This is a genomic window from Pseudomonas orientalis (genome assembly GCF_022807995.1).
Taxonomy (GTDB): Bacteria; Pseudomonadota; Gammaproteobacteria; order Pseudomonadales; family Pseudomonadaceae; genus Aquipseudomonas; species Aquipseudomonas orientalis_B.
On record NZ_CP094351.1, the window covers coordinates 3,967,359 to 3,990,700 of the forward strand.

The window sequence follows — 23,342 nt, forward strand, 5'->3', positions numbered from 1 at the left end:
GCACGGACTTCATGTTCTGAAGACGCATCAGGTGCGCAAGGATTTAGAGACCGGTGGTGGCTAACTGATGAATGAAGATCCAAATGTGGGAGGGGGCTTGCCCCCGATGGCGGTGTGTCAGTTGAACACTGGCTGGCTGACACACTGCCATCGGGGGAAAGCCCCCTCCCACATTTGAATGGTGTTTGGCTTCAGAGCCCGCGGTATTTGTCGTTGAGCGCATACAGGATCGCGCAAGTCTCGGCATCCAGATGCCCGGCATAATCACGCGGCCGAAAGTGCATCTGAAACGCCCGAGTGCGCTGTTCAAAAGCCTGGCGATTCCACGCCGGTTTGTATCCATAGCGCTGGAACGCCCGCTCCACTTCCACTTCCGGCGGCAGCCCCATGCAAAACCGGCGCTGGTACATCGCTCGGGTCGCCTCGTCAAACCAGGCGCCTATTCCGGCTTCGTACAGGCACCGCCAGGGTAGCCGAGGGCCTGGGTCGCTTTTGCGCCAGTACGCCACATCCGAATGCCCGAGAACATCGATCGGGCCGATGTGCGGATAACGCTCGAGAATGTCGCGCACCAACGCAGTCAACACCTGCACCTGTTCCTCGCGATACGCCGGAAAGGTGAACACGCCTTTGTCGTCACGCGCCAGGTTGACGATTTCAATGCCGATCGCACGGCTGTTGAGGTTATCCCGCCCGCCCCAATGGCTGGCCCCGGCATGCCAGGCCCGCTTGTCCTCACCCACCAGGCGGAACACGCGCAGTTCGTCATAGCCGGCGGCGCGGTAGCCGGGCTCATCGGGATCGGGCAGCAGATAGTGCGCGCTGACCCCGTTTCGGGTCAGGGTGCGCAAGGATGATTCAAAGGGCGCCGCCGTGTAGTGCAGGAGCACCTGTCCCACGGGCTCGCCGTTACGTTCGTTGAAATCCCTGGCGGAGAAACTGGTATCGATGACCAACATAAGATCCGTCCTTTTCAATACGGGCCGAATCATTCGGCCCTTTCAAGCGCAAAAAAATTACCGCCATCCTGAAGACTTGAAGATCAGGCGGGCGGTAATTATTTGGCACTTGCAGAAAAGCGATCAGTGTCGCAACGGCATGCCCAGGTCAACGCGCAGGCCATCGGCCTGGCTGTCGAATGCCAGCGAGCACGCGCAGCGCTGGACGATCGCCTGAACGATCGCCAGGCCCAGGCCGCAGCCTTCGCTGCTGCCATTGCGCCAGAAGCGTTGGGTGAGGTATTGCAGGTCCTCGCTGGAAATCTGCGGGCCATGGTCGCGCACGCGGAACACCACGTTGTCAGCGCTGGAGAAAACCCTCAGCTCCACCCGGGTATCGGCCGGAGTATGACGCAAGGCGTTGTCCAGCAGGTTGCGCAAGGCCGCGACGGCCAGGCCCACGGGCATGTCCACCGGCGTGTCGGCAAGGCCGTGCGCCAGGACCAGGTCGATGCGCGAATTGTCCCCGGCATTGGCATCCTGGATCGCCAGCCGGGCGACTTCCTCGGCGCTGGACTGCAAGCCATCGTCAAACGACAGGCTGCCCTCCACCCTTGCCAGCAGCAACAGTTGCTCCAGGGTGCGGTGCAAGCGGTCCGCACCTTCCTCGGCGTGGGCCAGGGACTGGTCACGGGCCGCGCCCTCGGTCATGCGGGCCACCTGCAGGTGCGTCTTGATCGCCGTCAAGGGGCTGCGCAGCTCATGGGCGGCGTCGCCGGTCAGGCGGCGCTCGCGCTCGATGGTTTTGGCGATGCGTTGCAACAGCTGATTCTGGGTGTCGAGCAATGGCTTGAGTTCGCTGGGCAGCGGGTGGATCTGCAACGGTTCAAGGGAGTCGGCGCTGCGGCGCATCAAGGCGTCGCGCATGCGATTGAGCGGCACCAGACTCTGGCCGATGCCCAGCCACAGCAGGCACAGGCACCCCAGCAAGGCCACGCCGACCGGCACCGAGGCCGCGAGCAGGATCGACAGGTTCAGCGCCTCACGCTCCACTTGACGGTCGGCCGTAGTAATCAGCAAGTCGCCGCGGGACAGGGTGAAACTGCGCCAGCCCACCCCATCGATGATCTGGTCGCGAAAACCACTCTTGCGCGACTCCAGCCCTTCATCCGGCGTGGTGTGGCTGCGCGCCAGGATTTCACCGTGCAGGGAACTGACCTGGCAGGCCATGCCCCCCGGGACGTTGAGTTGTTCGGTGCGCAAATGGGTGCCGGCGCCGACACTGGCCAGGCCCGGCATCTGTTCGGTCAGCCCGGCCACCATGCGCGCCGAGGCGACCAGCCGCTGGTCGAGGGAAAACATCATCTGGTTGCGCAGGTCATTGAGCATCCAGGCCGCCGCCAGGGCCCAGATCACTACAAACGCGGCGCCGAGCTTGAACGTCAGGCGCAGGCGCAGGCTCATCACGAGGCCTCTTCTCCCGCATCGACCGGGCCCAGGCGATAGCCCAGACCTCGTACAGTCTCAACGATGCCATTGCCCAACTTGCGCCGCAGGTGGTGGATGTGCACGTTCAGCGCGTTGCTTTCCAATTCGTCGTTGAACCCGTAGACGCTGTCCTTGAGCTGCTCGCTGGACAACACGCGGCCCTTGTTGTGCAGCAAGGCCTGCAACAGCGCTTGTTCACGGCGAGACAGGTCGACCGGCAGGCCACCCAGGAAGGTCTCGCGGCTGCTGGGGTCATACGCCAGGCGGCCATGTTCGATCAGGTTGACACTGCGCCCCGCCACGCGACGCAGCAGGGTTTGCAGGCGGGCGGCAAGTTCGCGCAGGTCGAAGGGCTTGAGCAGGTAGTCATCGGCCCCGGCCTGGAGGCCGTCGACGCGGTTGGTCACCGAGTCACGCGCGGTGAGGATCAATACCGGGATTTCCAGGCCCTGGCTGCGCTGCTGCTGCAACAGTTTGAGCCCGTCTTCGTCGGGCAGGCCGAGGTCGAGCACCATGATGTCGAAGGTCGCCGCCCTGAGCATCGCCCTGGCCGCCGCAGCCGTGCCCACGCGTTCGACCGTGAAGCCCTGGGCGGTGAGGCCGGCCACGATGCCGCTGGCGATCAGTTCGTCGTCTTCACAGACCAGTACGTGCATGCTGAACCCTTCATGAAAGATGCGGGAGATTAGAAAAGGCACGGATTAAGCGCGCATTATGCCGCTGACTTTGCAACACCAGACAATCCCTACACTCTAGAATAGCGCCCGGTTAATCATCGGTTAATCAACACCACACATTGTGTGCCTCACTTGCATCGAACAAAGGCTGGACCATGCGGCATCTATTTATTTTTCTGCTGGTGCTGTTCGCGGGTTTTACCCAGGCCGCGCCGGGCAACCCTTTCGAGACCAAACCCGATTTTCTGCCGGTGGGCAAGGCCTTCACCTTTACTTCCGAGCGTCTCGAAAGTGGCGAGACCCAGTTGTATTGGCAGATTGCCGACGGTTATTACCTGTACCAGCAGCGCATGAAATTCGACGGACTGGCCGAAAAGCCCGTGCTGCCTCAGGGTGAAGCCCATAGCGATGAGTTCTTCGGCGAACAGCAGGTGTATCGCCAGGGTCTGGAGGTGAAGCTCCCGGCCGGCGCCACCGGCCAGGTCAAGCTGGGCTGGCAGGGGTGTGCCGATGCGGGCCTGTGCTATCCGCCGCAGTCGATCACTGTGGACCTGGGCGGCAATCCGGCCGTCGCCGATACCGCTCAGGCCCAGGACCAAAGCCTGGCCAGCGGCCTGCAACAACGCAGCCTGGGCTGGAGCCTGCTGATCTTTTTCGGCCTGGGCCTGCTGCTGGCATTTGCCCCGTGTTCATTGCCGATGCTGCCGATCCTTGCCGGCCTGGTGGTGGGCAGCGGTGCCAGCCCGCGTCGCGGCTTTGCCCTGGCCAGCAGCTACGTGGTGTGCATGGCACTGGTGTATGCCGCGCTGGGCGTGATGGCCGCGTTGCTGGGCGGCAATCTGGCCGCGCTGCTGCAAACCCCGTGGATCCTCGGCAGTTTCGCCGCACTATTCGTGATCCTCGCCCTGCCGATGTTCGGTTTCTTTGAACTGCAACTGCCGGCCTTCCTGCGCGACCGCCTCGACACCGTCAGTCGCAGGCAGAGCGGCGGCAGCCTGGTCGGTGCCGGCATTCTCGGCGCGTTGTCCGGCCTGCTGGTGGGCCCGTGCATGACCGCGCCCCTGGCCGGCGCCTTGCTCTATATCGCCCAGAGCGGCAATGCGCTGCACGGTGGACTGATCCTGTTCGCCATGGGCATCGGCATCGGCATCCCGTTGTTGCTGCTGGTCACCGTGGGCAACCGCTTCCTGCCCAAGCCGGGCACCTGGATGAACGTGCTCAAGGGCATCTTCGGCTTCCTGTTCCTCGGTACCGCCGTGCTGATGATTCGCCCGGTGGTCGGCGAAAACCTGTGGATCGGCCTGTGGGGCGCACTGGCGCTGGTCATGGCCTATTGCGGTTGGCCGCTGGCGCGTGAATACGGCCTGGCCGCCAAAGTGCTTGGCGCAGGCTCCCTGGTGCTGGGCCTGTGGGGCGCGGTGCTGGTGGTGGGCGCGGCCGGTGGCAGCGAGGAGCTGTGGCAACCGCTGAAGGTCTACAGCGGCGCGCGGGTAGCCGCCACAACAGGCGCTCACGATGCGTTCACAACCATCAACGACCCGGCCGCCCTGCAAAGCCAGCTCGACAGCGCCAGGGCCCAGGGCCAATGGGTGCTGGTGGACTATTACGCCGACTGGTGCGTGTCGTGCAAGATCATGGAAAAACAGGTGTTCGGCAAACCGGAAGTCATGGATGCCTTGAAAGACGTACGCCTGCTGCGCCTGGACGTCACCGCTGACACTGCCGCCAGCCGCGAACTGCTCGGCCGCTACAAGGTGCCGGGGCCACCGAGCTTCGTGTGGATCGGTCCGGACGGTGAAGAACGCCGGGCCCAGCGTATCACCGGCGAGGTGGATGCCGCCGCCTTCCTGCAACGCTGGACGCACACCCGAGACGCGCGCTGATGCTGACCCTCACCATCGGCACCTTCGCCATCGCCCTGAATCACATTCTGCTGATCAGCGCGCTGATTCTGGCCACGCTGGTGGGCTGGCGTGTGGCCAGGCGTGGCGGGGAAAACCCTGAATCGGTGCTGTTCAGCCTGTTTCTGCTGGGCATGCTGACCGCCCGTGTCAGCTTTGTGCTGATGTACTGGAGCGATTACCGCAACGACTGGCTGCAAATGGTCGACCTGCGCGACGGCGGTTTCCTCGCCTGGCCCGGCGTGATCGCGCTGGTACTCGGTGCGCTGGCCTACGGCTGGCGACGCCCGGCCCTGCGCAAGCCCCTCGGTGCCGGGGTGATCAGCGGCCTGGTGTTCTGGGGCATGGCCAGCCTGTCCCTGAATCTCTATGACAAGGGCTCGCAGTTGCCGGACATCACCCTGCGCGATGCCAACGGTAATGTGGTGCAACTGGCTGACTACAAAGGCGGGCCGCTGGTGATCAACCTCTGGGCCACCTGGTGCCCGCCGTGCCGCCGGGAAATGCCGGTGCTGGAACGCGCGCAACACCAGCGCCCGGATGTCACCTTCCTGTTCGTCAACCAGGCCGAGAGCATGCAAAGCGTCAGCACGTACCTGGCCACCCAGGGCCTGAACCTGGACAACGTGCTGTTCGACGCCAGCGGCCGCCTCGGCCAGGCGGTCGGCTCCATGGCCTTGCCCACCACCCTGTTCTACACAGCCGACGGCCGCCTGATCAACAGTCACCTGGGTGAGCTGTCCCAAGCCAGCCTGGCCCGCGCCATGGAACCCTTCGACACCGTCCCACAAAGGAAACCCACATGCCTCGCCTCCGCCACCTGCTGACCTTGCTGCCACTGACGCTTGCCGCCACCCTGGCCCAGGCCGAAGACTGGCCGGCCCCGATCAAGCAAATCGAAGCCAAGGGCGCCAAGATCCTCGGCAAGTTCGACGCCCCCAGCGGCCTCACCGGCTACGCCGCGCAGTACCAGAACCGTGGCATGGCGCTGTACCTGACTGCCGACGGCAACAGCGTGATCGCCGGCAACCTGTACGACGCCCAAGGCAACGACCTGAGCAGCGCCCCCCTGGAAAAACTGGTGTACGCACCGATGTCCAAGGAAGTCTGGGCCAAGATGGAAAACAGCAGCTGGATCCAGGACGGCGACAAGAATGCGCCACGCATCGTCTACCTGTTCAGCGACCCCAACTGCCCCTACTGCAACATGTTCTGGGAACAGGCGCGCCCGTGGGTGAAGGCCGGCAAGGTGCAGTTGCGCCACATCATGGTCGGCATCATCCGCGAAGACAGCCCAGGCAAATCCGCCGCATTGTTTGCCGCCAAGGACCCGCAAAAGGCCCTGGAAGAACACGAAGCGGCCGGCAAGGGCAGCAAGTTGCAGGCGCTGGCCAAGATCCCGGCGGATATCGAAGCAAAGCTTGATGGGAATATGAAGTTGATGGAGGAACTGGAGTTGTCGGCGACGCCGGCGATTTTCTATCTGGATGACAAGGGCGCACTGCAGCAACAACAGGGAGCGCCGTCGCCGGATAAGTTGGTGAAGATTTTGGGACCGAAATAAGCAACGCGCATGTTTTATTGATAAGGCCTCCAAACATCGGAGGCCTTATGCTTGATCAACCTCGGTTAACTATTGTTGGACTTCGTGCAGCTCGAGCATTGTGACGCCGAAATCGTTACCATGAATCGCGCCCATTTTGTGATTATTGACACTGAGCCTGGCGGTGTTTGAGGTAGCTTGAAATTCCTTTGCAAGTGGTTGCCAAGTTGTAGGAGGCTCTACTACATCAGTTATGTTTTTTCGGTCAACCGCTAATGCAATACGGGGGTTGGCGCCTTTACCACTACTATTACAGACCAAGGCCGAGAAACGATAGAAGCGCCCCGGTTCCAGATCGGTGAAAATCTTAAACATTTTCTCGCTTTCAGTAACAGGGTCGGACGTATTCGTGTAGCTGTAATCACGCAACCAGTAACCCGTCCGGCCGCCCCAAGAGTCGTTTCTCGGTTCGAGGTCGGCGGGATTTGCTGCGCCTAAGCCTCTCTGCCAACCATTCCAGCCTTTGCCGGATGGGTCAAAGTCAGTGAGATCATAGAGTGCTTTAATAAAGTTCAACGTCAACGGCTGAAAGTCGATCTCTACGCTTGCTGCCGGATCTGAGCCTATGAAATGCGAAAAGTTAATGGTGATCGACGTATTACGTTTTAACTTCTCTAAATCCGCACGTGGAATCAGACACGACAATCCGTCCCTATCACCGCTTTCGAGGAGCCTCGCCATAATCGGCAGTGTGATCGAAGAGCCATCTTCTGCAGTTCCCTCAAGTGTCATAATCCCGAAATGCCCTACCATGAAAAACCACCACGCCAAATCGACGTCGGCATCGGTACTTTTGACGATAACCTCTGCATCCTTCCCAGAAAAAGTACGCAGATCCAGGACGCCGTTAGTGGCCTGTTTCACCACTGGACGAGGACGCCTCTGCATGAGTGGCTCACCGACCTGCAACTCCAGTGTCTCGGACACCATCTGCTTGCAGGCATTGATCACGGTATAAGTGATCAATGCCGTCTTGCGGAAGCTGGTGATCACCTGTTCGCGGGATGCAAAAAAAGTGACCGGAGCGGACGTATTGTTCTGCAAGGGCAGTGACCAGCAGTTGTCCTCTCCTTCCAGGCACCATTGGGCAGTGTGCTGATGGCTGGGTAGGAAGCCATCGTAAACCGCCTCGACATGCCCCCCTTCGCGACCGTTCCAGGGCACCAAAACGCCACCTTGTGCTTCTCTGACTGTGGGTGCCCGTGGCGTCAGGGGCTGCTGGTAAATTGTGAATATTGCAGGTGGAAATTCGAAGGCGTCCTTCAGTTCGCTCGCCTTGCAAAAGCTTGTTTTAACCTGTAATTCGAACTTGGAGCAGTCGCCGATTTTTTCCAGAGCGGCCCTTGGAATATCGGCCCTGACGCCGTCCTTTTTCCAAGCGTCCGTTACAACCGCGCCAACCAGAATATCAAAGCGGTAATCGCTGCCGTCTGCATGTTTAGCATCGATCCACATCCAGCAACGACTCGCGCATTCACTGTAGGCGCCCAACGGCGCTATCACATTTGCATCCCCTGGGAAGTTATCGAGGCAAAGCATTCGATCCTGGTTCGCCTCCTCAATCAGCGCGCTTCCAAATTCGGGTTTTAGAACGTTGATCACTTTTGATGGCGAGGGCTGCACGCCCTCCCCAAAGGCGACGGTGTAGCTGAGCGTCATTTGTTTATCGAAGAAGCATGCCACCGTACACGCCGGCAGTTTGACACACGCCAATTGTCCGTCAGCCTCAATCGTCACGCAGCCCAGCGGCTTCTTTCCGGAGCCGGGACTATTCACATAGAAACACACCTGGTCATCCTTAAAGGTGGTCATGCACGCGTAAACATCACCTCCGTCTTCAGTGTTGGTCGGGTTAAGCCACCACTGGTCATCTAACTCCACCGACTGGCGCAAGTGCGGTGCCTGCAGCCCCAGATCCTGAACGCCAATAAAAGCAACAGTGCGACGGTACTGGATTTGAAGCGCATTGCTCGGAAGACGCGTTTCTTCATCAGGTCTGTCAACCGGGGCGGGCGGTTCAGCGGGCAACCCACTGGTGATATAGGCACATTGATTGGTCATCGATTCATAAAGCGGCGGTTGACGTGACAGCCAACCACGCTCAACGGGCAGGCTGAGTGCACCCTTGCGGATGTCATCAGGCGTCAACGCATAACCGTCAGCAACGTTATAGAAAGCGGGATGCCCACTGAACTGCTTGGTGACGACCGTACAGTACAATTTATCGCCTACTTGGGCGAGGTAAGGCAGCAGTATGTCAATCAATGTGACGCCGCCTTGGTCATCCTTCATGTCGTAGGTTGGCGTGCCATTAAACAATTTTTCTTTGTGGAACTTGGGCGCGAACTTTATAGCTTCTTCAGCTGAATAAAAATTCACACCCACTTCCGTGTCCAATGAAACAGCGGGCTTTCCGTTAACTGTGCCCTCATACCAGACAACCAGTGTGTACCCCATCGTCTTTGTCAGGTACGTCAGGGGCAAAGGAGTTTTTCTGACCTCCAGATTGCCGCTTGAATCCACAACGTCTTCAAGTACCAGCCTGTCCTCGATTTCATTGGTGAGCGTATGCTTCGCGCGGAACTTGAATACGATATCCGTGGGGTCCATCCGTGGATCGACGCTGAGGTATGAATCTTTCATTCGGGAGGGATCAATCGTACTGTTTTGTTCGCTGGAAATTACCGGAGCCGCAACCTCCACGGCTTCAAGTGGCGAGGAGGTTTCAGACGCAGATATTTTTCTGGCCATGCCAAGAACTCCATGTTTCAAGGGTTGGTATCCTCGACCTGATTCAGGTCGAGGTCTCCCTTGAGTGAGCCCTTTTTGTCATCTCCTGCCTACTGTCAAATCTGACAGTTCTACACGAAAACCAAAGGTATCCCGACCAGCTACCGCCTCACAACCCCTCCAGCTCTGCCATCAAATCACTCAACCGATCCACCTTCTCGGCACTGATCTCATTGCCCGCCAACCCCTCGATATACTCGGCCAGCTCCGCCACCGTGCTGCATTCGAACATGGCCCGCAGCGGCACATCCCGCTGCAGCGTCTTCTGCACCCGCGAAGCAATCTGTGTCGCCAGCAATGAATGCCCGCCCAGTTCGAAGAAGTTGTCCTGCACCCCTACCCGCTCGACTTTCAGCACTTCGGCCCAGATCGCGGCCAGGGTGGTTTCCAGTTCATTGCGCGGTGCCAGGTAGTCCTGGCTGTGCAACTGGCCGATTTCCAGGGCCGGCAGGGCCTTGCGGTCGAGTTTGCCATTGGCGTTGAGCGGCAGGCGCTCGAGCCACAGCCAGTGCAGCGGCACCATGTATTCCGGCAGTTCGGCGCGCAAGCGTTGCTTGATGCGGTCCAGGCGCTCGCTTGGGTTGAGGGTTTGATCAGCCGCCACCAGGTAGCCCACCAGGTGCTTGCCGTTGACGCCCTCCTGCACGCCGACCGCCGCATCGCGCACCTCGGGTTGTTCGTGCAGGCGCGCTTCGATTTCGCCCAGTTCGATGCGGTAGCCGCGAATCTTCACCTGATGGTCAATGCGCCCGACGTACTCCAGCACGCCATCGCTGCGTCGGCGCGCCAGGTCGCCGGTGCGGTACAGGCGCTCGCCCGGTGCGCCGAACGGGTTGGGCACAAACACCGGTGCGGTGCGCAGCGGGTCGCTGACGTAACCGCGACCGACGCCGGTGCCGGCCACGCAGAGTTCACCGACGGCGCCTTGAGGCACCAGCTCCAGCGCGCCGTCCAGCAGGTACAAACGGTTGTTGTCGGTGGGCGTGCCAATCGGCAGATAGGTGCCACGAGTTGAGGCCAGGTCGACGCGGTAGAACGCCACATCGTCCGAGCATTCCGCCGGGCCGTAGGCGTTGACCAGGCCGATCTGCGGATAGCGCAGCAACCACTGGTGCGCCAGTTCCGGCGGCATGGCTTCACCGGTGGGCAGCATCCAGCGCAGGCCGTCGAGACGAATATGATCCTGGGCGAGCATGCCCTGAATCAGCGACGGCACACTCTCCAGCACGGTGATGCCGTGTGCCTGAACATGCTCGAGCAACCCCTGCGGATCATGGGCCAGGGCGTTCGGCACAATATCCACCCGCGCGCCGAACAGCGGCGCGGCGAGGAACTGCCACACGGAAATATCGAAGCTTTGCGAAGCGGTCTGCGCGATGACATCGGCGTCGCTCAGTTGCAGGTACGGCACCTTGCTCAACTGGTTATTGAGCATGCCGCGCTGTTCGACCATCACGCCCTTGGGCAGGCCGGTGGAACCCGAGGTGTAGATCACGTAAGCGAGGTTGTCCGGGCCGCTGTAGACGCCCGGATTCTCGCCACGGGCGGGGATTTCCTCCCACACCAGCAACTGGCAATCGACGCCGTCGAGCAGTTCGATGGCCTGTTCCCGGCACGCTTCGGTGCAGACCAGCAAGGGCGTGCGGCTCAGCTCGATGATGCGGCTCAGGCGCGGGCCCGGCAGACCCGGGTCCAGCGGCAGGTAGCCGGCGCCGGCCTTGAAGCTGCCGATGATCATGCCGAGCAGTTCCAGGTCACGCTCGGCCAGCAACGCCACCGGTTGGTCCGGGCCGACACCGGCGGCAATCAGCGCATGCCCCAGGCCGTTGCTGCGTCGGTTCAATTCGTCATAGCTCCATTGCCGGTCAAGGCAACGGGCGGCGATACGCTGCGGATGCCGCACCACCTGTTCCTCGAACAACTCGACGTAGCTGCGCGCCAGCGGGTAGTCGTGTTGGCTTTGGTTGCAGCCGTCCACCAGGAACGCGCGCTCCGCCTCGCCGATCAGCGGCAGGTCGGCCATGTCGCCATGGAAGCCCTGCACCAGCGCCAGCAACAGGCGCTTGAACTCGGCGAGCATGCCTTGCACGGTGGTTTCATCGAAGTAGCGCTGGTCGTAGGACAGGTGCAAGCCCAGGTCATCGCCCGGATAGCACACGGCGGTCAGCGGGAAGTTGGTGTGGGTACGCCCGGAATCGGAGGTGGCATTCAGGCTTTGCGCATGGCTGAGCACCGAGGTTTCCACCGGAGCGTTTTCAAACACGAACAGGCTGTCGAACAGCGGTTGGCCCTTGGGCAGTTCGCTGTGTTCCTGAATAGTCACCAGCGGCAGGTATTCGTATTCGCGCAGTTGCATATTGCTGTCGAGCAGACCGCTCAACCACTGGCGCACGCTGCAGCGCTGGTCATCCTCGGGCAGCTTCACCCGCAGCGCGATGCTGTTGATAAACAGGCCCACGGTGCGTTGCATCTCGGGCATGTCCACCGGACGCCCGGCCACGGTGACGCCGAACAGCACGTCGCGATCACCGCTCACGCGCCGCAGCACCAAGGCCCAGGCCGCCTGGGCGAAGGTGTTGACGGTAAGCTGATGAGCCTGGGCCAGCTCGCGCAGTTGCGCGCCGTCTCGGGCATCCAGCCGGGTATAGCAGTCGCCCACCACCATGCCGCCGCTGTGGCCGGCATGTTCGCGCAGGAACGGCCGGTCGCTGGGGATCGGCGTGGTGCGCTCGAAACCTTGAAGGTTGTGCTGCCACCACTGGCGCGCTTCGTCCAGGTCCTGGCGTTGCAGCCAGGCGATGTAGTCGCGGTAGCGCGGCGGCGTGGCCAGTTGCGCGTCGCGGCCTTCGCCCAGGGCCCGGTAGATCTCGAAAAAGTCGTTCATCAACAGCGAACGGCACCAGGCATCGATCAGGATATGGTGGTTGCTCATCATGAACCAGTAGCGCGCCTCGCCCACGCGGATCAGGCGCAGGTGGAACGGCGCCTGGTTGAGCAGATCGAAACCGGCTTCGCGCTCGGCCTTGAGCAAGGCTTGCAGACGCGGCTCGTGCTCACGCTCGGGGTCGGCGCTCCAGTCCAGGTAGTCAATCGGCGTGCTGCCGGGCTTGTGGATCACTTGCAGCATGTCTTCGCCGACGTTCCAGCAGAACGAGGCACGCAAGGCTTCGTGGCGGGCTATCACCGCCTGCCACGCCTGGGCGAAACGCTCGGGATCGAGGGCACTGTCGATGCGGTAGCGGTCCTGCATGTAATACAGGCCGGTGCCCGGTTCCAGCAGGGTGTGCAGCAGCAGGCCCTCTTGCATCGGGGTCAGCGGGTAGACATCTTCGATAACACCCGCCGCTACCGGCAAGCTGTCCAGTTGCGCCTGGGTCAACCGTGCCAGCGGAAAATCAGACGGCGTGAGGCCACCGGCATCGTCGTTGAGGCAATGGGCGATCAGGCTGTGCAGTTCGGCCAGGTACGCCTCGGCCAGTTCGCGGATGGTCTGCTGATCGTGGCGCTCGCGGCTGAAGGTCCAGCGCAGCACCAGTTCACCGCCGTACACCTGGCTGTCGACACTCAGCGCGTTGGGCAGCGGTGCATCGGGATCGTGTGCAAGGCCGGCGGATTCCTCCAGCGGATGAAACAGCGCGTCGGCACCGAAGCTCTGGTCGAACTGGCCGAGGTAGTTGAAGGTGATGTCGGCGCTCGGCAGCGCGGCCAGGCTGCGTTGGCACTGGTCGTCCGCCAGGTAGCGCAGTACGCCGTAGCCCAGGCCTTTGTGCGGCACGCCGCGCAGTTGCTCCTTGATTGCCTTGATGGAGTCACCCGGCTCCGCCTGCGGGGTCAGGCGCAACGGATAGGCGCTGGTGAACCAGCCGACGCTGCGGGTCAGGTCGATGTCATCGAACAGGCTTTCGCGGCCGTGACCTTCCAGTTGAATCAACGCCGCGTCGTGACCGCTCCAGCGGCACAGCACGCGAGCCAGGGCGGTCAGCAGCAAGTCGTTGACCTGGGTGCGGTAGGCGCTCGGCGCCTGTTGCAGCAGCTGCCGGGTGCGCTCGACATCCAGGCGCACGCTGACGGTCTCGGCGTCACGCTGGCGCAGTGCGCCGTGCGCGCGATCCACCGGCAACGCCAGCGCCGGGCCCGCCAACTGCGCTTGCCACAGGTCCAGTTCTTCGCGCAGGGATTCGCTATGGGCATAGGCCTGCAAACGCGCGGCCCAATCGCGCAACGCGCTGGTCTTGGCCGGCAGGCTGACGGACTGGCCTGCGCTCAGTTGGCGATAAACCGTTTGCAGGTCTTCGAGCAACACGCGCCAGGACACGCCATCCACCACCAGGTGATGGATGGCGATCAGCAGGCGCTGTTGACCCTGCGGGCCGTCCACCAGCAAGGCGCGCAGCAGCGGGCCACGTGCGAGGTCGAGGCTGCGTTGGGTATCGCTGAACAGCGCGGTGCAGTGGTCCATGTCGCGCACCTGCGCCTGCATCAATACGCCGCCGTGCGGCACGCCCAGGTGTTCGGCGTGCCACTGGGCATCGCGCCGGGTGAAGCCCAGGCGCAACGCGTCGTGATGTTCCAGCACCGCCAGCAGGGCCTGTTCCAGGCGATGCGGGTCGAGCAGTTGCAGCGGCTTGAGCACCAGGGCCTGGTTCCAGTGCTGACGCGCCGGGATTTCGGTGTCGAAGAACCAATGCTGGATCGGCGTAAGGCCCGAGCGGCCGGTGAGCACACCTTGCTCGGCGCTGAGCGTGTCGACGCGCGTGGCGACAGCCGCCAGGCTTTGTACGGTCTGGTGCTGGAACAGGTCACGCGGGCTGAAATGAATGCCCGCCTGCCGCGCACGGCTGACCACCTGGATCGACAGGATTGAATCGCCGCCCAGCTCGAAGAAGTTATCGTCCAAACCGACTTGCTGCAGGTTCAGCACCGCGCACCAGATTTGTGCCAATGTGCTTTCCAGCTCATTGCGCGGGGCCACGTACGTTTGGCGGTTCGCTTCAGGATCGGGCTGCGGCAAGGCGCGGCGGTCAAGTTTGCCGTTGGCGGTCAGCGGCATGCTGTCCAGTACGATCAGGTGTGCGGGCACCATGTAGTCCGGCAGATGTGCTTTGAGATGCCGCTTCAGCGCGTCACGTAACGCGCCGTGCTCGGCGTCGCTGACCAGGTACGCGACCAGCTGTTTGCCGCTCGGCGAATCCAGCGCCAGCACCACCGCTTCACGCACGGCTGCATGCTCCAGCAGGCGCGTTTCGATCTCGCCCAATTCGATGCGGAAACCGCGAATCTTCACCTGATGGTCGATACGCCCCAGGTACTCCACCTGCCCATCGGCGCATTGGCGCACCAGGTCACCGGTGCGGTACAGGCGCCCGCCATTGCCAGTGAACGGATCGGCGACAAAGCGCTCCGCCGTCATCGCCGGACGCTGGTGATAGCCCTGAGCCAGGCCCGCGCCGCCGATGTACAACTCGCCGCTCGCGCCTTGCGGCACCAGGGCCAGGTCGGCGTCGAGAATGTAAGCCACGCGCGCGCCGACGATGCTGCCGATCGGCACGCTGGCAACGCCCTCCTCCAGGTATCCCGGCGCCAGGCTGGCCAGCGGCATCACCACGGTTTCGGTCGGCCCGTAGGCGTTGAAAAACATCTCAGGCTGGAACGCCCCGCGAATACGCTGCAGATGCTCGCCGGTGAGTGCTTCACCGCCGGTGATGCACATACGCACCGGCAAGGTCTGGTTTTGCGTGGCCAGCCACTGCGCCAGCTGGCTGCCGTAGCTGGGCGTGAACCCGAGAATAGTCACGCGGTGGCTGCGAATCAGCGCGCAGATTTCTTCGGCGTCCCATTGGCCCTGTGCACGCATTACCACCTGGGCACCGCTGAGCAACGGCACCAGCAGACGCTCGGTGGCGGCGTCGAAGTTGATCGAATAAAAATGCAGTTCGCAGTCGTCCGGGCGCATGCCGAAACGCTCGATAACAGCCTGGCAATGCATGGCGATTTCACCCTGGGTCACCACCACGCCTTTGGGCTGGCCGGTGGAACCGGAGGTGTAGATCAAGTACGCCTGGTGCTGCGCCAGGCTGATAAAGGGCAACTCATCGGCCGGATAATTTTCCAGTGCCGGTGAGTCATCTTCCAGGCACCAGCACGCCAGCGTCTGCGGCAGCTCGCCAAGGGCCTGGAACATCGCCGCATCGCTGAGCAGCAGGCCGATGCCGCTGTCTTCGATCATGTAATGCAGGCGGTCCAACGGGTATTCCGGGTCCAGCGGCACGTAGGCGCCGCCGGCCTTGAGGATCGCCAGCAGGCCGATGACCATCTCCAGCGAGCGCGGCAGCGCCAGGCCGACGCGCACCTGCGGGCCGACACCGCGTTCACGCAGCATCCACGCCAGGCGATTGGCGCGGGCGTCGAGTTCGCCGTAAGTGAGGGTCACACCGGCAAAGGTCAGCGCCGGCGCATCCGCACGCTTGCGCGCCTGCCGGCTGAACAGGGTTTGGATGCACTGGTCCAGACGATGCTCGCCGGCTTCAACCCCGAGGCTCTCCTGCAGGGCGTGCTGCTCGGCGGCGCTGAGCAACGGCAGTTCGCTGAGGCGTTGGTGCGGATTGGCGATCAGTGCTTCCAGCAGGTTGCGCCAATGCGCGGCCATGCGGGCGATGCGCGGTTCGTCGAACAGGTCGGTGCTGTAGGTCAGGCAGCAGCCCAGGCGATGGTCGAGGTCGGTGACTTCCAGGTTGAGGTCGAACTTGGTGGCGCGGGCATCGTTGGCCAGGTACTCGACGGTCATGCCGGCCAGTTGGCGGCTCTGCTGGAACTCCCAGCGCTGCACGTTGCACATCACCTGGAACAGCGGGTTGTACGCGGCGCTGCGCGGCGGTTGCAGCGCCTCCACCAGATGATCGAACGGCAGGTCCTGATGGGACTGGCCTTCGATCACGGTGTGACGCACCTGCTCTAACAACTGCGCCACACTCATCTGCCCATTGAGTTGGCAACGCAACACCTGGGTGTTGAGGAACGCGCCGATCAGCCCTTCGCTTTCCGGGCGGATACGGTTGGCCACCGGCGCGCCGATGCGCAGGTCGGTCTGGCCGCTGTAGCGGTAGAGCAGCACGGCGAGGGTGGCGGTCATGGTCATGAACAGGGTCAGGCCCTGTTCGGCGTTGAAGGCGCGAACGCGAGCGGCCAGCGCATCGCTCAGGTCGAAGCGGTACAGCTCACCGCGATGACTTTGCACCGCCGGGCGCGGACGGTCGCCAGGCAGTTCGAGCAGCGGATGTTCGCTGCCCAGTTGCGCGGTCCAGTAATCCAGCTGGCGTTGACGCTCGCCCGATTCCAGCCATTGGCGTTGCCACACGCTGTAGTCCAGGTACTGCACCGGCAGCGGCGCCAGCGGTGAGTCGCGCTCGTCGATAAAGGCTTCGTACAGCGCACTGAGTTCACGGGCAAAGATGTCCATGGCCCAGCCTTCGGTGACGATATGGTGCAGGGTCAGCACCAGGTAATGTTCCTGCTCGCCGGCCTTGACCAGACAGGCGCGCAGCAAAGGCCCGCGTTCCAGGTTGAAAGGCGTATGCGCTTCCTGATCGGCCAGGCGCTGCAAACGCTGCTGGCGCTCGGTCTCGTTGAGTGCCGAGAAGTCCTGCCAGTCCATGCGCACGCCGGTCTGTGGCGATACATGCTGACAGGCCACGCCATCGACGCTCGGAAAGGTGGTGCGCAAGGTTTCGTGACGCATGATCAAGGCCTGCAACGCTGCCTCGAAACGCCCCACATCCAGCACCCCGCGCAAGCGCGCCATGCCACCGACGTTGTAGGCCGGGCTGTCCGGTTCCATCTGCCAGAGGAACCACATGCGCTGCTGGGAATAGGACAACGGCACGGGTGCGCTGCGGTCGACCTTGGCGATCGGCGTCTGTTGGTTGCGCTGGCCCGACGCCTGGATCAGGCCCACTTGTGCGGTGAAATCGCCCAGCTCGCTGGCGTCGAACAAAGTGCGCAATGGCAGCTCGACGTCACAGGCCTGGCGAGTGCGGGAGATGATTTGCGTGGCCAGCAACGAGTGGCCGCCCAGGGCGAAAAAGTCGTCGCGCAGGCCGATACGCGGCAGGCCGAGCACTTCGCGCCAGATTGCCGCGATCTGCTGCTGCAACGGCGTCTCGGGTTCGACATGTTCGCGGGTTTGCCGCACGGGTTGCGGCAATGCGCGGCGGTCGAGCTTGCCACTGGGGCTCAAGGGCATGGCGTCCAGGTACATCAGGTGGGCGGGCACCATGTACTCGGGCAACTGGGCGGCCAGTGCGGTTTTTACCGCCTGTGCATCCAGTTCGACAGGGCCGGCGTAGTAACCGATCAGTTGATCGTCACGCACCAGCACCACGGCCTGGGCGATGCCCTCCACCGCCAGCATGCGCGCTTCGATTTCCTGCGGTTCCACCCGCAAGCCGCGCAGCTTGACCTGCTGATCGAGACGCCCCAGGTATTCAAGCACACCCTCAAGGCTCCAGCGCGCACGGTCGCCGGTGCGATACAGGCGCGCCCCGGCCTCGCCCAGCGGGTCGGCGACAAAGCGTTCGGCGGTGAGCCCCGCACGGCCAAGATAACCGCGCGCCAGGCCAATGCCGCCGATGCACAACTCACCCGGTACGCCGACTGGCAGCGGGTTGAGCTCTTCATCCAGCACACGGCAGATCACATTGCCCAGCGGCCGGCCAATCGGCGAGCGCTCGCCATCCTCCACAGTACAATGCCAGTGGGTGACGTTGATCGCGGTCTCGGTCGGGCCATAACGGTTGTGCAATTGCACCGCCGGCAGGCGTGCCAGTACGCGGTTGCGCAGCTCGGCGGGCAAGGCTTCGCCGCCGGAGAACAGACGTCGCAGACTGGTGCATTCGGCCGCCAGCGGTTCGTCGATAAACAACTGCAGCAACGGCGGCACGAAGTGCAGCGTGGTCACGCCATGCTCCTGCACCAACTGCGCGATGCGGTGCGGGTCGCGATGCTCACCCGGCCCCGCCAGTACCAGACGGCAACCGGTGATCAGCGGCCAGAAGCACTCCCACACCGACACGTCGAAGCTGATCGGCGCCTTTTGCATCAGCACGTCGCTGGCGTCCAACGGGTAAGTGGCCTGCATCCACTGCAAGCGCTCGGCCAGCGCCGCGTGGGTGTTGCCCACGCCCTTGGGCTGGCCGGTGGAGCCGGAGGTGTAGATCACGTAGGCGAGGTTGTCGCCGTGCAGGTGCAGGCCCGGCGGCTGGCTTGGCCAGCTGTCCAGATGCAGGCTGTCCATGGCAATCACGCACACGCCTTGGGCCGTCGGCAACTGTTCCAGCAGCGCGGTCTGGGTCAACAGCAGGTGCACGCCGCTGTCCTCGAGCATGAAGGCCAGGCGCTCGGCGGGATAATCCGGGTCCAGCGGCACATAGGCGCCGCCGGCCTTGATGATCGCCAGCAGACCGATCAGCAACTGCGGCGAACGCTCGGCGGCGATGCCCACGCAGACGTCCGGGCCCACCCCCTTGTCGCGCAGGTAATGGGCCAGGCGGTTGGCCTGGGTGTGCAGTTGGGCGAAGCTCAGGCTGGCGTCCTGCCAGACCAGCGCGGTGGCGTGCGAGGTGTGCAGGTTGAGCAGCTCGGGCAGCCATTGTTGAGCCGGTGCGCACGGCGCCTGGCTCCACGCGTGTTGCCCGTCCTCTGCGGTGAGTTTCAGCTCGCCCACGGCTTGCTGCGGTTGCGCGCAGACCGCTTGCAGCAGGTGGATGTAATGCTCGGCCAAGCGCTCGATGGTGGTGCTGTCGAACAGTTCATCGGCGTAGTCGAACGACAGGCTCAAGCGCCCACTGCGATCTTCTTCACTGTGCAGTTGCAGCTCGAACTTGGCTTCGCGGCTGTGCCATGGCAGCTCATCGGCGAGCAGGCCCGGCAGGCGGCGCAGGGCGCCAAGGTCACGTTGCTGGTGGTTGAACATCACCTGGAACAGGCCCTGTTCACGCGCCTGGGGGAAGGCCTCCAACAGTTGCTCGAACGGCAGGTCCTGATGGGCCTGGGCGTCCAGTGCAGCCTGGCGTGTCGCGGCCAACAGCTGGCTGAACGGCAGGCGCCCGTCGAGCTCGGCACGCAGTACCAGGGTGTTGATGAAAAAGCCGACCAGGCCTTGGGTTTCCTGGCGCGGGCGATTGGCATTGGGCACGCCGATGCGGATATCGCGCTGGCCGCTGTAGCGATACAACAGGGTCTGGAACGCCGCCAGCAGCAGCATGAACGGGGTGGATTCATGAGCGCGCGCGGTCCGGCCAATCTCGGCGCTGAGGGAAGCGTCCAGGCGTACGGTATGCCGCGCGGCGCTGTTGCGCGCCTGCGCCGAGCGTGGGTGGTCGGTGGCCAGGTCGAGGGGCGGATGCTCGTCCCCCAGCGTCGCCTTCCAGTACGCCAACTGCCGCTGGCCTTCGCCGGCGGCCAGCCATTGGCGCTGCCAACTGCCGTAGTCGGCGTATTGCAGGGGCAGCGGCGGCAACTCAAGGGGCTGGCCCTGAACGGCAGCGGCGTACAGGCGCGAGAACTCGTCAATCAGGATATTGAGCGACCAGCCGTCGGCGATGATGTGGTGCAACGTCACCAGCAGTTGATGGTCCTCATCGTCCAGGCGCACCAGGGTCACCTGCAGCAGCGGGCCGTTTTCCAGGTCGAACGAGGTATGTGCCTGGTCTTCGCGGATCTGCTGCGCGCAGGCTTCGCGCTCGGCATGGCGCACGTCGCTGAGGTCGATGACGTGCAACGCGAAATCCGCTGCGGCCGCGACACGCTGAAAGCCCTGGCCATCGCGCTCGTAAAAGCGTGTACGCAAGGCTTCGTGGCGCAGGATCAACTGCTGGAAGCTTGAGCGCACCGCGTCTTCGTCCAACTCGCCGCGCAGGCGCAGCGCGCCGGGGATGGTGTAGGCGCTGCTGTTCGGGTCCAGTTGCCAGGTGATCCACAGGCGGTTCTGGGCCAGGGATTGCGGCAGGTCTTGCTGACGCGACAGCACATGAATCGCGCCTTGGGCAACGCCGCCGTCCTGTTGCAACTGCGCGACGCTGGCGGCGAAGTCTTGCAGGGTGGGCGCTTCGAACAGCAGCCGCAGGTTCAGTTCCAGGCCCAGGGTTTCGCGCAGGCGCGCGACCACTTGGGTGGCGCTGATGGAGTTGCCGCCGAGCAGGAAAAAGTGATCATCGGCGACGACCGTCGGCACCTTCAGGTGCTCGCACCAGATCGCGGCGATCTGGCGTTGCAGAACCGATTCCAGCGCGGCTTCACTGGCCTGCGCTTGCAGGTCGGGGAACTGCGCATAGCTGTCGAGGCTGCCCTCGGCATGGCGCAACGCACATGCTGCCCGTTGCACCTTGCCGCTGGAGGTCTTCGGCAGCGCCCCCGGATTGAGCAGCACCACCACGCACGGCGCTTCCTGGCAGGCCTCGGCCACCGCTTGGCGAATCGCTTTGATCAGCGCTTCGGGCGGCAGGATTTTCTGCACGCTGCGGCTGATTTCTGCAGCAATGCCGATGCCCTCCACGCCCTGATCGTTCACCGCAAAGGCGGCCACCCGGCCCTTGCGCACCACCTCCACCTCACGCTCGATGGTTTGTTCGATGTCCTGCGGGTACAGATTGTGCCCGCGCACGATCAACAGGTCTTTCAAGCGCCCGGTGATGTACACCTCACCGTCACGGATAAATCCCAGGTCGCCGGTGCGCAGCCAGGTCCGGCCGGCGTGCTGGACGAAAGTGCGGGCGCTGGCTTCAGGATTGCGCCAGTAACCCTGGGCAATGCTCGGGCCGCTGGCCCAGAGTTCGCCCACGCAATTGTCGGCCAGCTCGCTGAGCGTGTGAGGGTCGGCGATCAGCACGGCGTGGTCCGGCTGGTGGGTGCCGCAACTCATGACCGCACTGCTCATTACGGCACTGCCCTGCCCCGGCTCGGCGCGGTTGGCGGCCAGCGCCTGCGCATCCAGGTGCAGCGCAGGGATGCCATGGCCACGGCGGCCACCGGCGACAAACAAGGTCGCTTCGGCCAGGCCATAGGAGGCGAAGAAATGATTCGAGCTGAAACCACACACGGCGAACTTTTCGGCGAAGCGTTCCAAGGTATCCAGGCGGATCGGCTCGGAGCCGGAATAGGCCACGCGCCAGGTGCTCAGGTCCAGGCGTTCCAGGGCCGACTCGCTGACCCGTTCGCTGCACAGACGGTAGGCGAAGTCCGGGCCACCGCTGATGGTGCCGCCGTATTCGCTGATCGCTTCGAGCCAGCGCAGCGGCCGCGCCAGGAAGTAGGCCGGCGACATCAACACGCACGGCACGCCGCTGAAGATCGGTTGCAGCAAGCCGCCGATCAGGCCCATGTCATGGTACAGCGGCAGCCAGCTGACGATCACATCGTCCGGGTTGAGGTCGATGCCAAAGCCGCGGCGGATCAGCACTTCGTTGGCCACCAGGTTGGCGTGGCTGACTTGCACGCCCTTGGGCAGCGCAGTGGAGCCGGAGGTGTATTGCAGGAAGGCGATGTCGTCGGGCTGCAACTCGGGGGCGACCCACCGGTCGGCCAGCTGTGGATCGAGGGTGTCCACGCTCAACAGCGGGGGGGCGTTTTCGATCTGCGCCAGGCCGTCGGCGAGGCTGGCGATGGTCAGCAACAGGCGCGGCTCGGCATCGCTGATGATCGACAGCAAGCGCTCCTGGTGATGGCGCTTGCTCGATTCCGGCGGGTAAGCCGGCACCGCGATCACCCCGGCGTACAGGCAACCAAAGAACGCCGCGACATAGTCCGGGCCGCTGGGAAACAACAGCACCGCACGCTCGCCCATCGCGACATCGGCTTGCAAGGCGGCGGCGATGGTGCGCGCGCGCTGGTCCAGTTCACGGTAGCTGAGCACCACGCTGTGCTCGGCGGATTCGGCCAGAAAGCGCAGGGCGATTTGGTCCGGCGTCTGCGCGGCACGGCGTTGGAGGGACTGGACCAGAGTGCGGGGAAGTTCGAAGGCGTCCATCATGGGGTTCCTGCCTGAAATCGGCTTACGGGAAATTCGGAAAGTCGGAAAGTCGGTGAGGTTCAGCCGGCGACGCGTTGGCGCGCCGCGCCACTGCGCCAGCGGGCCAGGTGCGCCTCGGCATAGCGGCGCACGCAGCGCAGCACGGCGCTTTCGTGCTGCACGAGAAAGAAGTGATGCCCGTCGAACATGTCGAGGGAAAAGCCGCTGGCGGCTTCGAGCTGCCAGTCGAGCAATTGGTCGGCGCGTACGCTGTCCTGCTTGCCGCCCAGCACATGGATCGGCAGGCCCAGCGGCTCGCGTTCGCCATAGGTGAAACTGCCGCACAGCAGGAAATCGGCGCGCAGGATCGGCAGCATCAGTTGCATCAACTCGGGATTGGCCAACACGGCGTCGCAGGTCCCCTGCAGTTCGCGCAAGCGGGCGATCAACTGGGCGTCGGTTTTTTCGATGGCGTATTCGCTGACATCGCGCCGCGCCGGGCCGGCAGTACCGGAGACGAACAATGCCAGCGGGGCCGGCACCTTGCGCGCGTTCAGGGCATGCGCCAGTTCGAACGCCAGCAGGCCGCCGAGGCTGTGGCCGAACAATGCATAGGGGCCGTTCAGATCGCGGCTGATTTCAACGGCGAGCTGGGCAGCCAGGGCCTTGATATCGCGCTGCAACGGTTCGCCCATGCGCATGCCCCGCCCCGGCAGTTCCAGCGGGCACACCTGCAACCAGTCCGGCAGCACGCGGCGCCAACGTGCATAGACCGAGGCGCTGGCGCCTGAATGGGGCAGGCAGAACAGGCGCAGCGGCGTTGGCGTACTCATCACCCGAGGACTCCAAGCTGAAACACGCTGTGTGCACGATAAAAACCCATTTCGCCCTCCTGCGGGTGCTGATCCCTGGCCGTTTGCTAACGGACCTTTCACCCAGAAGAAC

Annotated in this window: 9 protein-coding genes; 3 read left to right on the plus strand and 6 right to left on the minus strand. The window is 63.3% G+C overall.

Features of this window, described 5'->3' with window-relative positions; translation table 11 throughout:
- Positions 1–191 precede the first annotated feature (191 nt).
- From MRY17_RS17610 to MRY17_RS17620, 3 genes are all read right to left on the minus strand, one after another.
- A complete protein-coding gene (locus tag MRY17_RS17610) occupies positions 192–959 on the minus strand; it encodes an N-acetylmuramoyl-L-alanine amidase (protein ID WP_243352596.1) in 768 nt (255 codons plus the stop codon).
- 123 nt (positions 960–1,082) lie between these two features.
- A complete protein-coding gene (locus MRY17_RS17615) occupies positions 1,083–2,402 on the minus strand; it encodes an ATP-binding protein (protein WP_181284422.1) in 1,320 nt (439 codons plus the stop codon).
- Positions 2,402–3,082, minus strand: coding sequence for a response regulator (locus MRY17_RS17620; RefSeq protein ID WP_181284421.1), 681 nt, complete (start codon positions 3,080–3,082; stop codon positions 2,402–2,404). The genes MRY17_RS17615 and MRY17_RS17620 overlap by 1 nt, the downstream gene beginning before the upstream one ends.
- A 176-nt stretch (positions 3,083–3,258) precedes the next feature.
- On the opposite strand from MRY17_RS17620, the gene dsbD reads away from it, so the two are divergent.
- The 3 genes from dsbD to dsbG are packed head-to-tail and all read left to right on the plus strand — an operon-like array spanning position 3,259 to position 6,568.
- Positions 3,259–4,986, plus strand: a complete 1,728-nt coding sequence (gene dsbD, locus MRY17_RS17625; protein ID WP_243352597.1) for a protein-disulfide reductase DsbD — start codon at positions 3,259–3,261, stop codon at positions 4,984–4,986.
- Positions 4,986–5,831, plus strand: a complete 846-nt coding sequence (locus MRY17_RS17630) for a TlpA disulfide reductase family protein (protein WP_181284419.1) — start codon at positions 4,986–4,988, stop codon at positions 5,829–5,831. Before dsbD ends, MRY17_RS17630 begins: the two co-directional genes overlap by 1 nt.
- On the plus strand, positions 5,807–6,568 hold the full coding sequence (dsbG, locus tag MRY17_RS17635; RefSeq protein WP_243352598.1) for a thiol:disulfide interchange protein DsbG: 762 nt from the start codon (positions 5,807–5,809) through the stop codon (positions 6,566–6,568). The genes MRY17_RS17630 and dsbG overlap by 25 nt, the downstream gene beginning before the upstream one ends.
- A 69-nt stretch (positions 6,569–6,637) precedes the next feature.
- Here dsbG and MRY17_RS17640 read toward each other — a convergent pair whose 3' ends face one another.
- The 3 genes from MRY17_RS17640 to MRY17_RS17650 form a co-directional block, all read right to left on the minus strand.
- Positions 6,638–9,358 (minus strand): hypothetical protein, encoded by a 2,721-nt coding sequence (locus MRY17_RS17640; protein ID WP_243352599.1) that lies wholly within the window; start codon positions 9,356–9,358, stop codon positions 6,638–6,640.
- 148 nt (positions 9,359–9,506) lie between these two features.
- The gene (locus MRY17_RS17645; RefSeq protein ID WP_243352600.1) at positions 9,507–22,418 is read right to left on the minus strand and encodes a non-ribosomal peptide synthetase; all 12,912 of its coding nucleotides are present in this window, start codon (positions 22,416–22,418) and stop codon (positions 9,507–9,509) included.
- A gap of 59 nt (positions 22,419–22,477) precedes the next feature.
- Positions 22,478–23,230, minus strand: a complete 753-nt coding sequence (locus MRY17_RS17650; protein ID WP_243352601.1) for a thioesterase II family protein — start codon at positions 23,228–23,230, stop codon at positions 22,478–22,480.
- Positions 23,231–23,342: the final 112 nt, after the last annotated feature.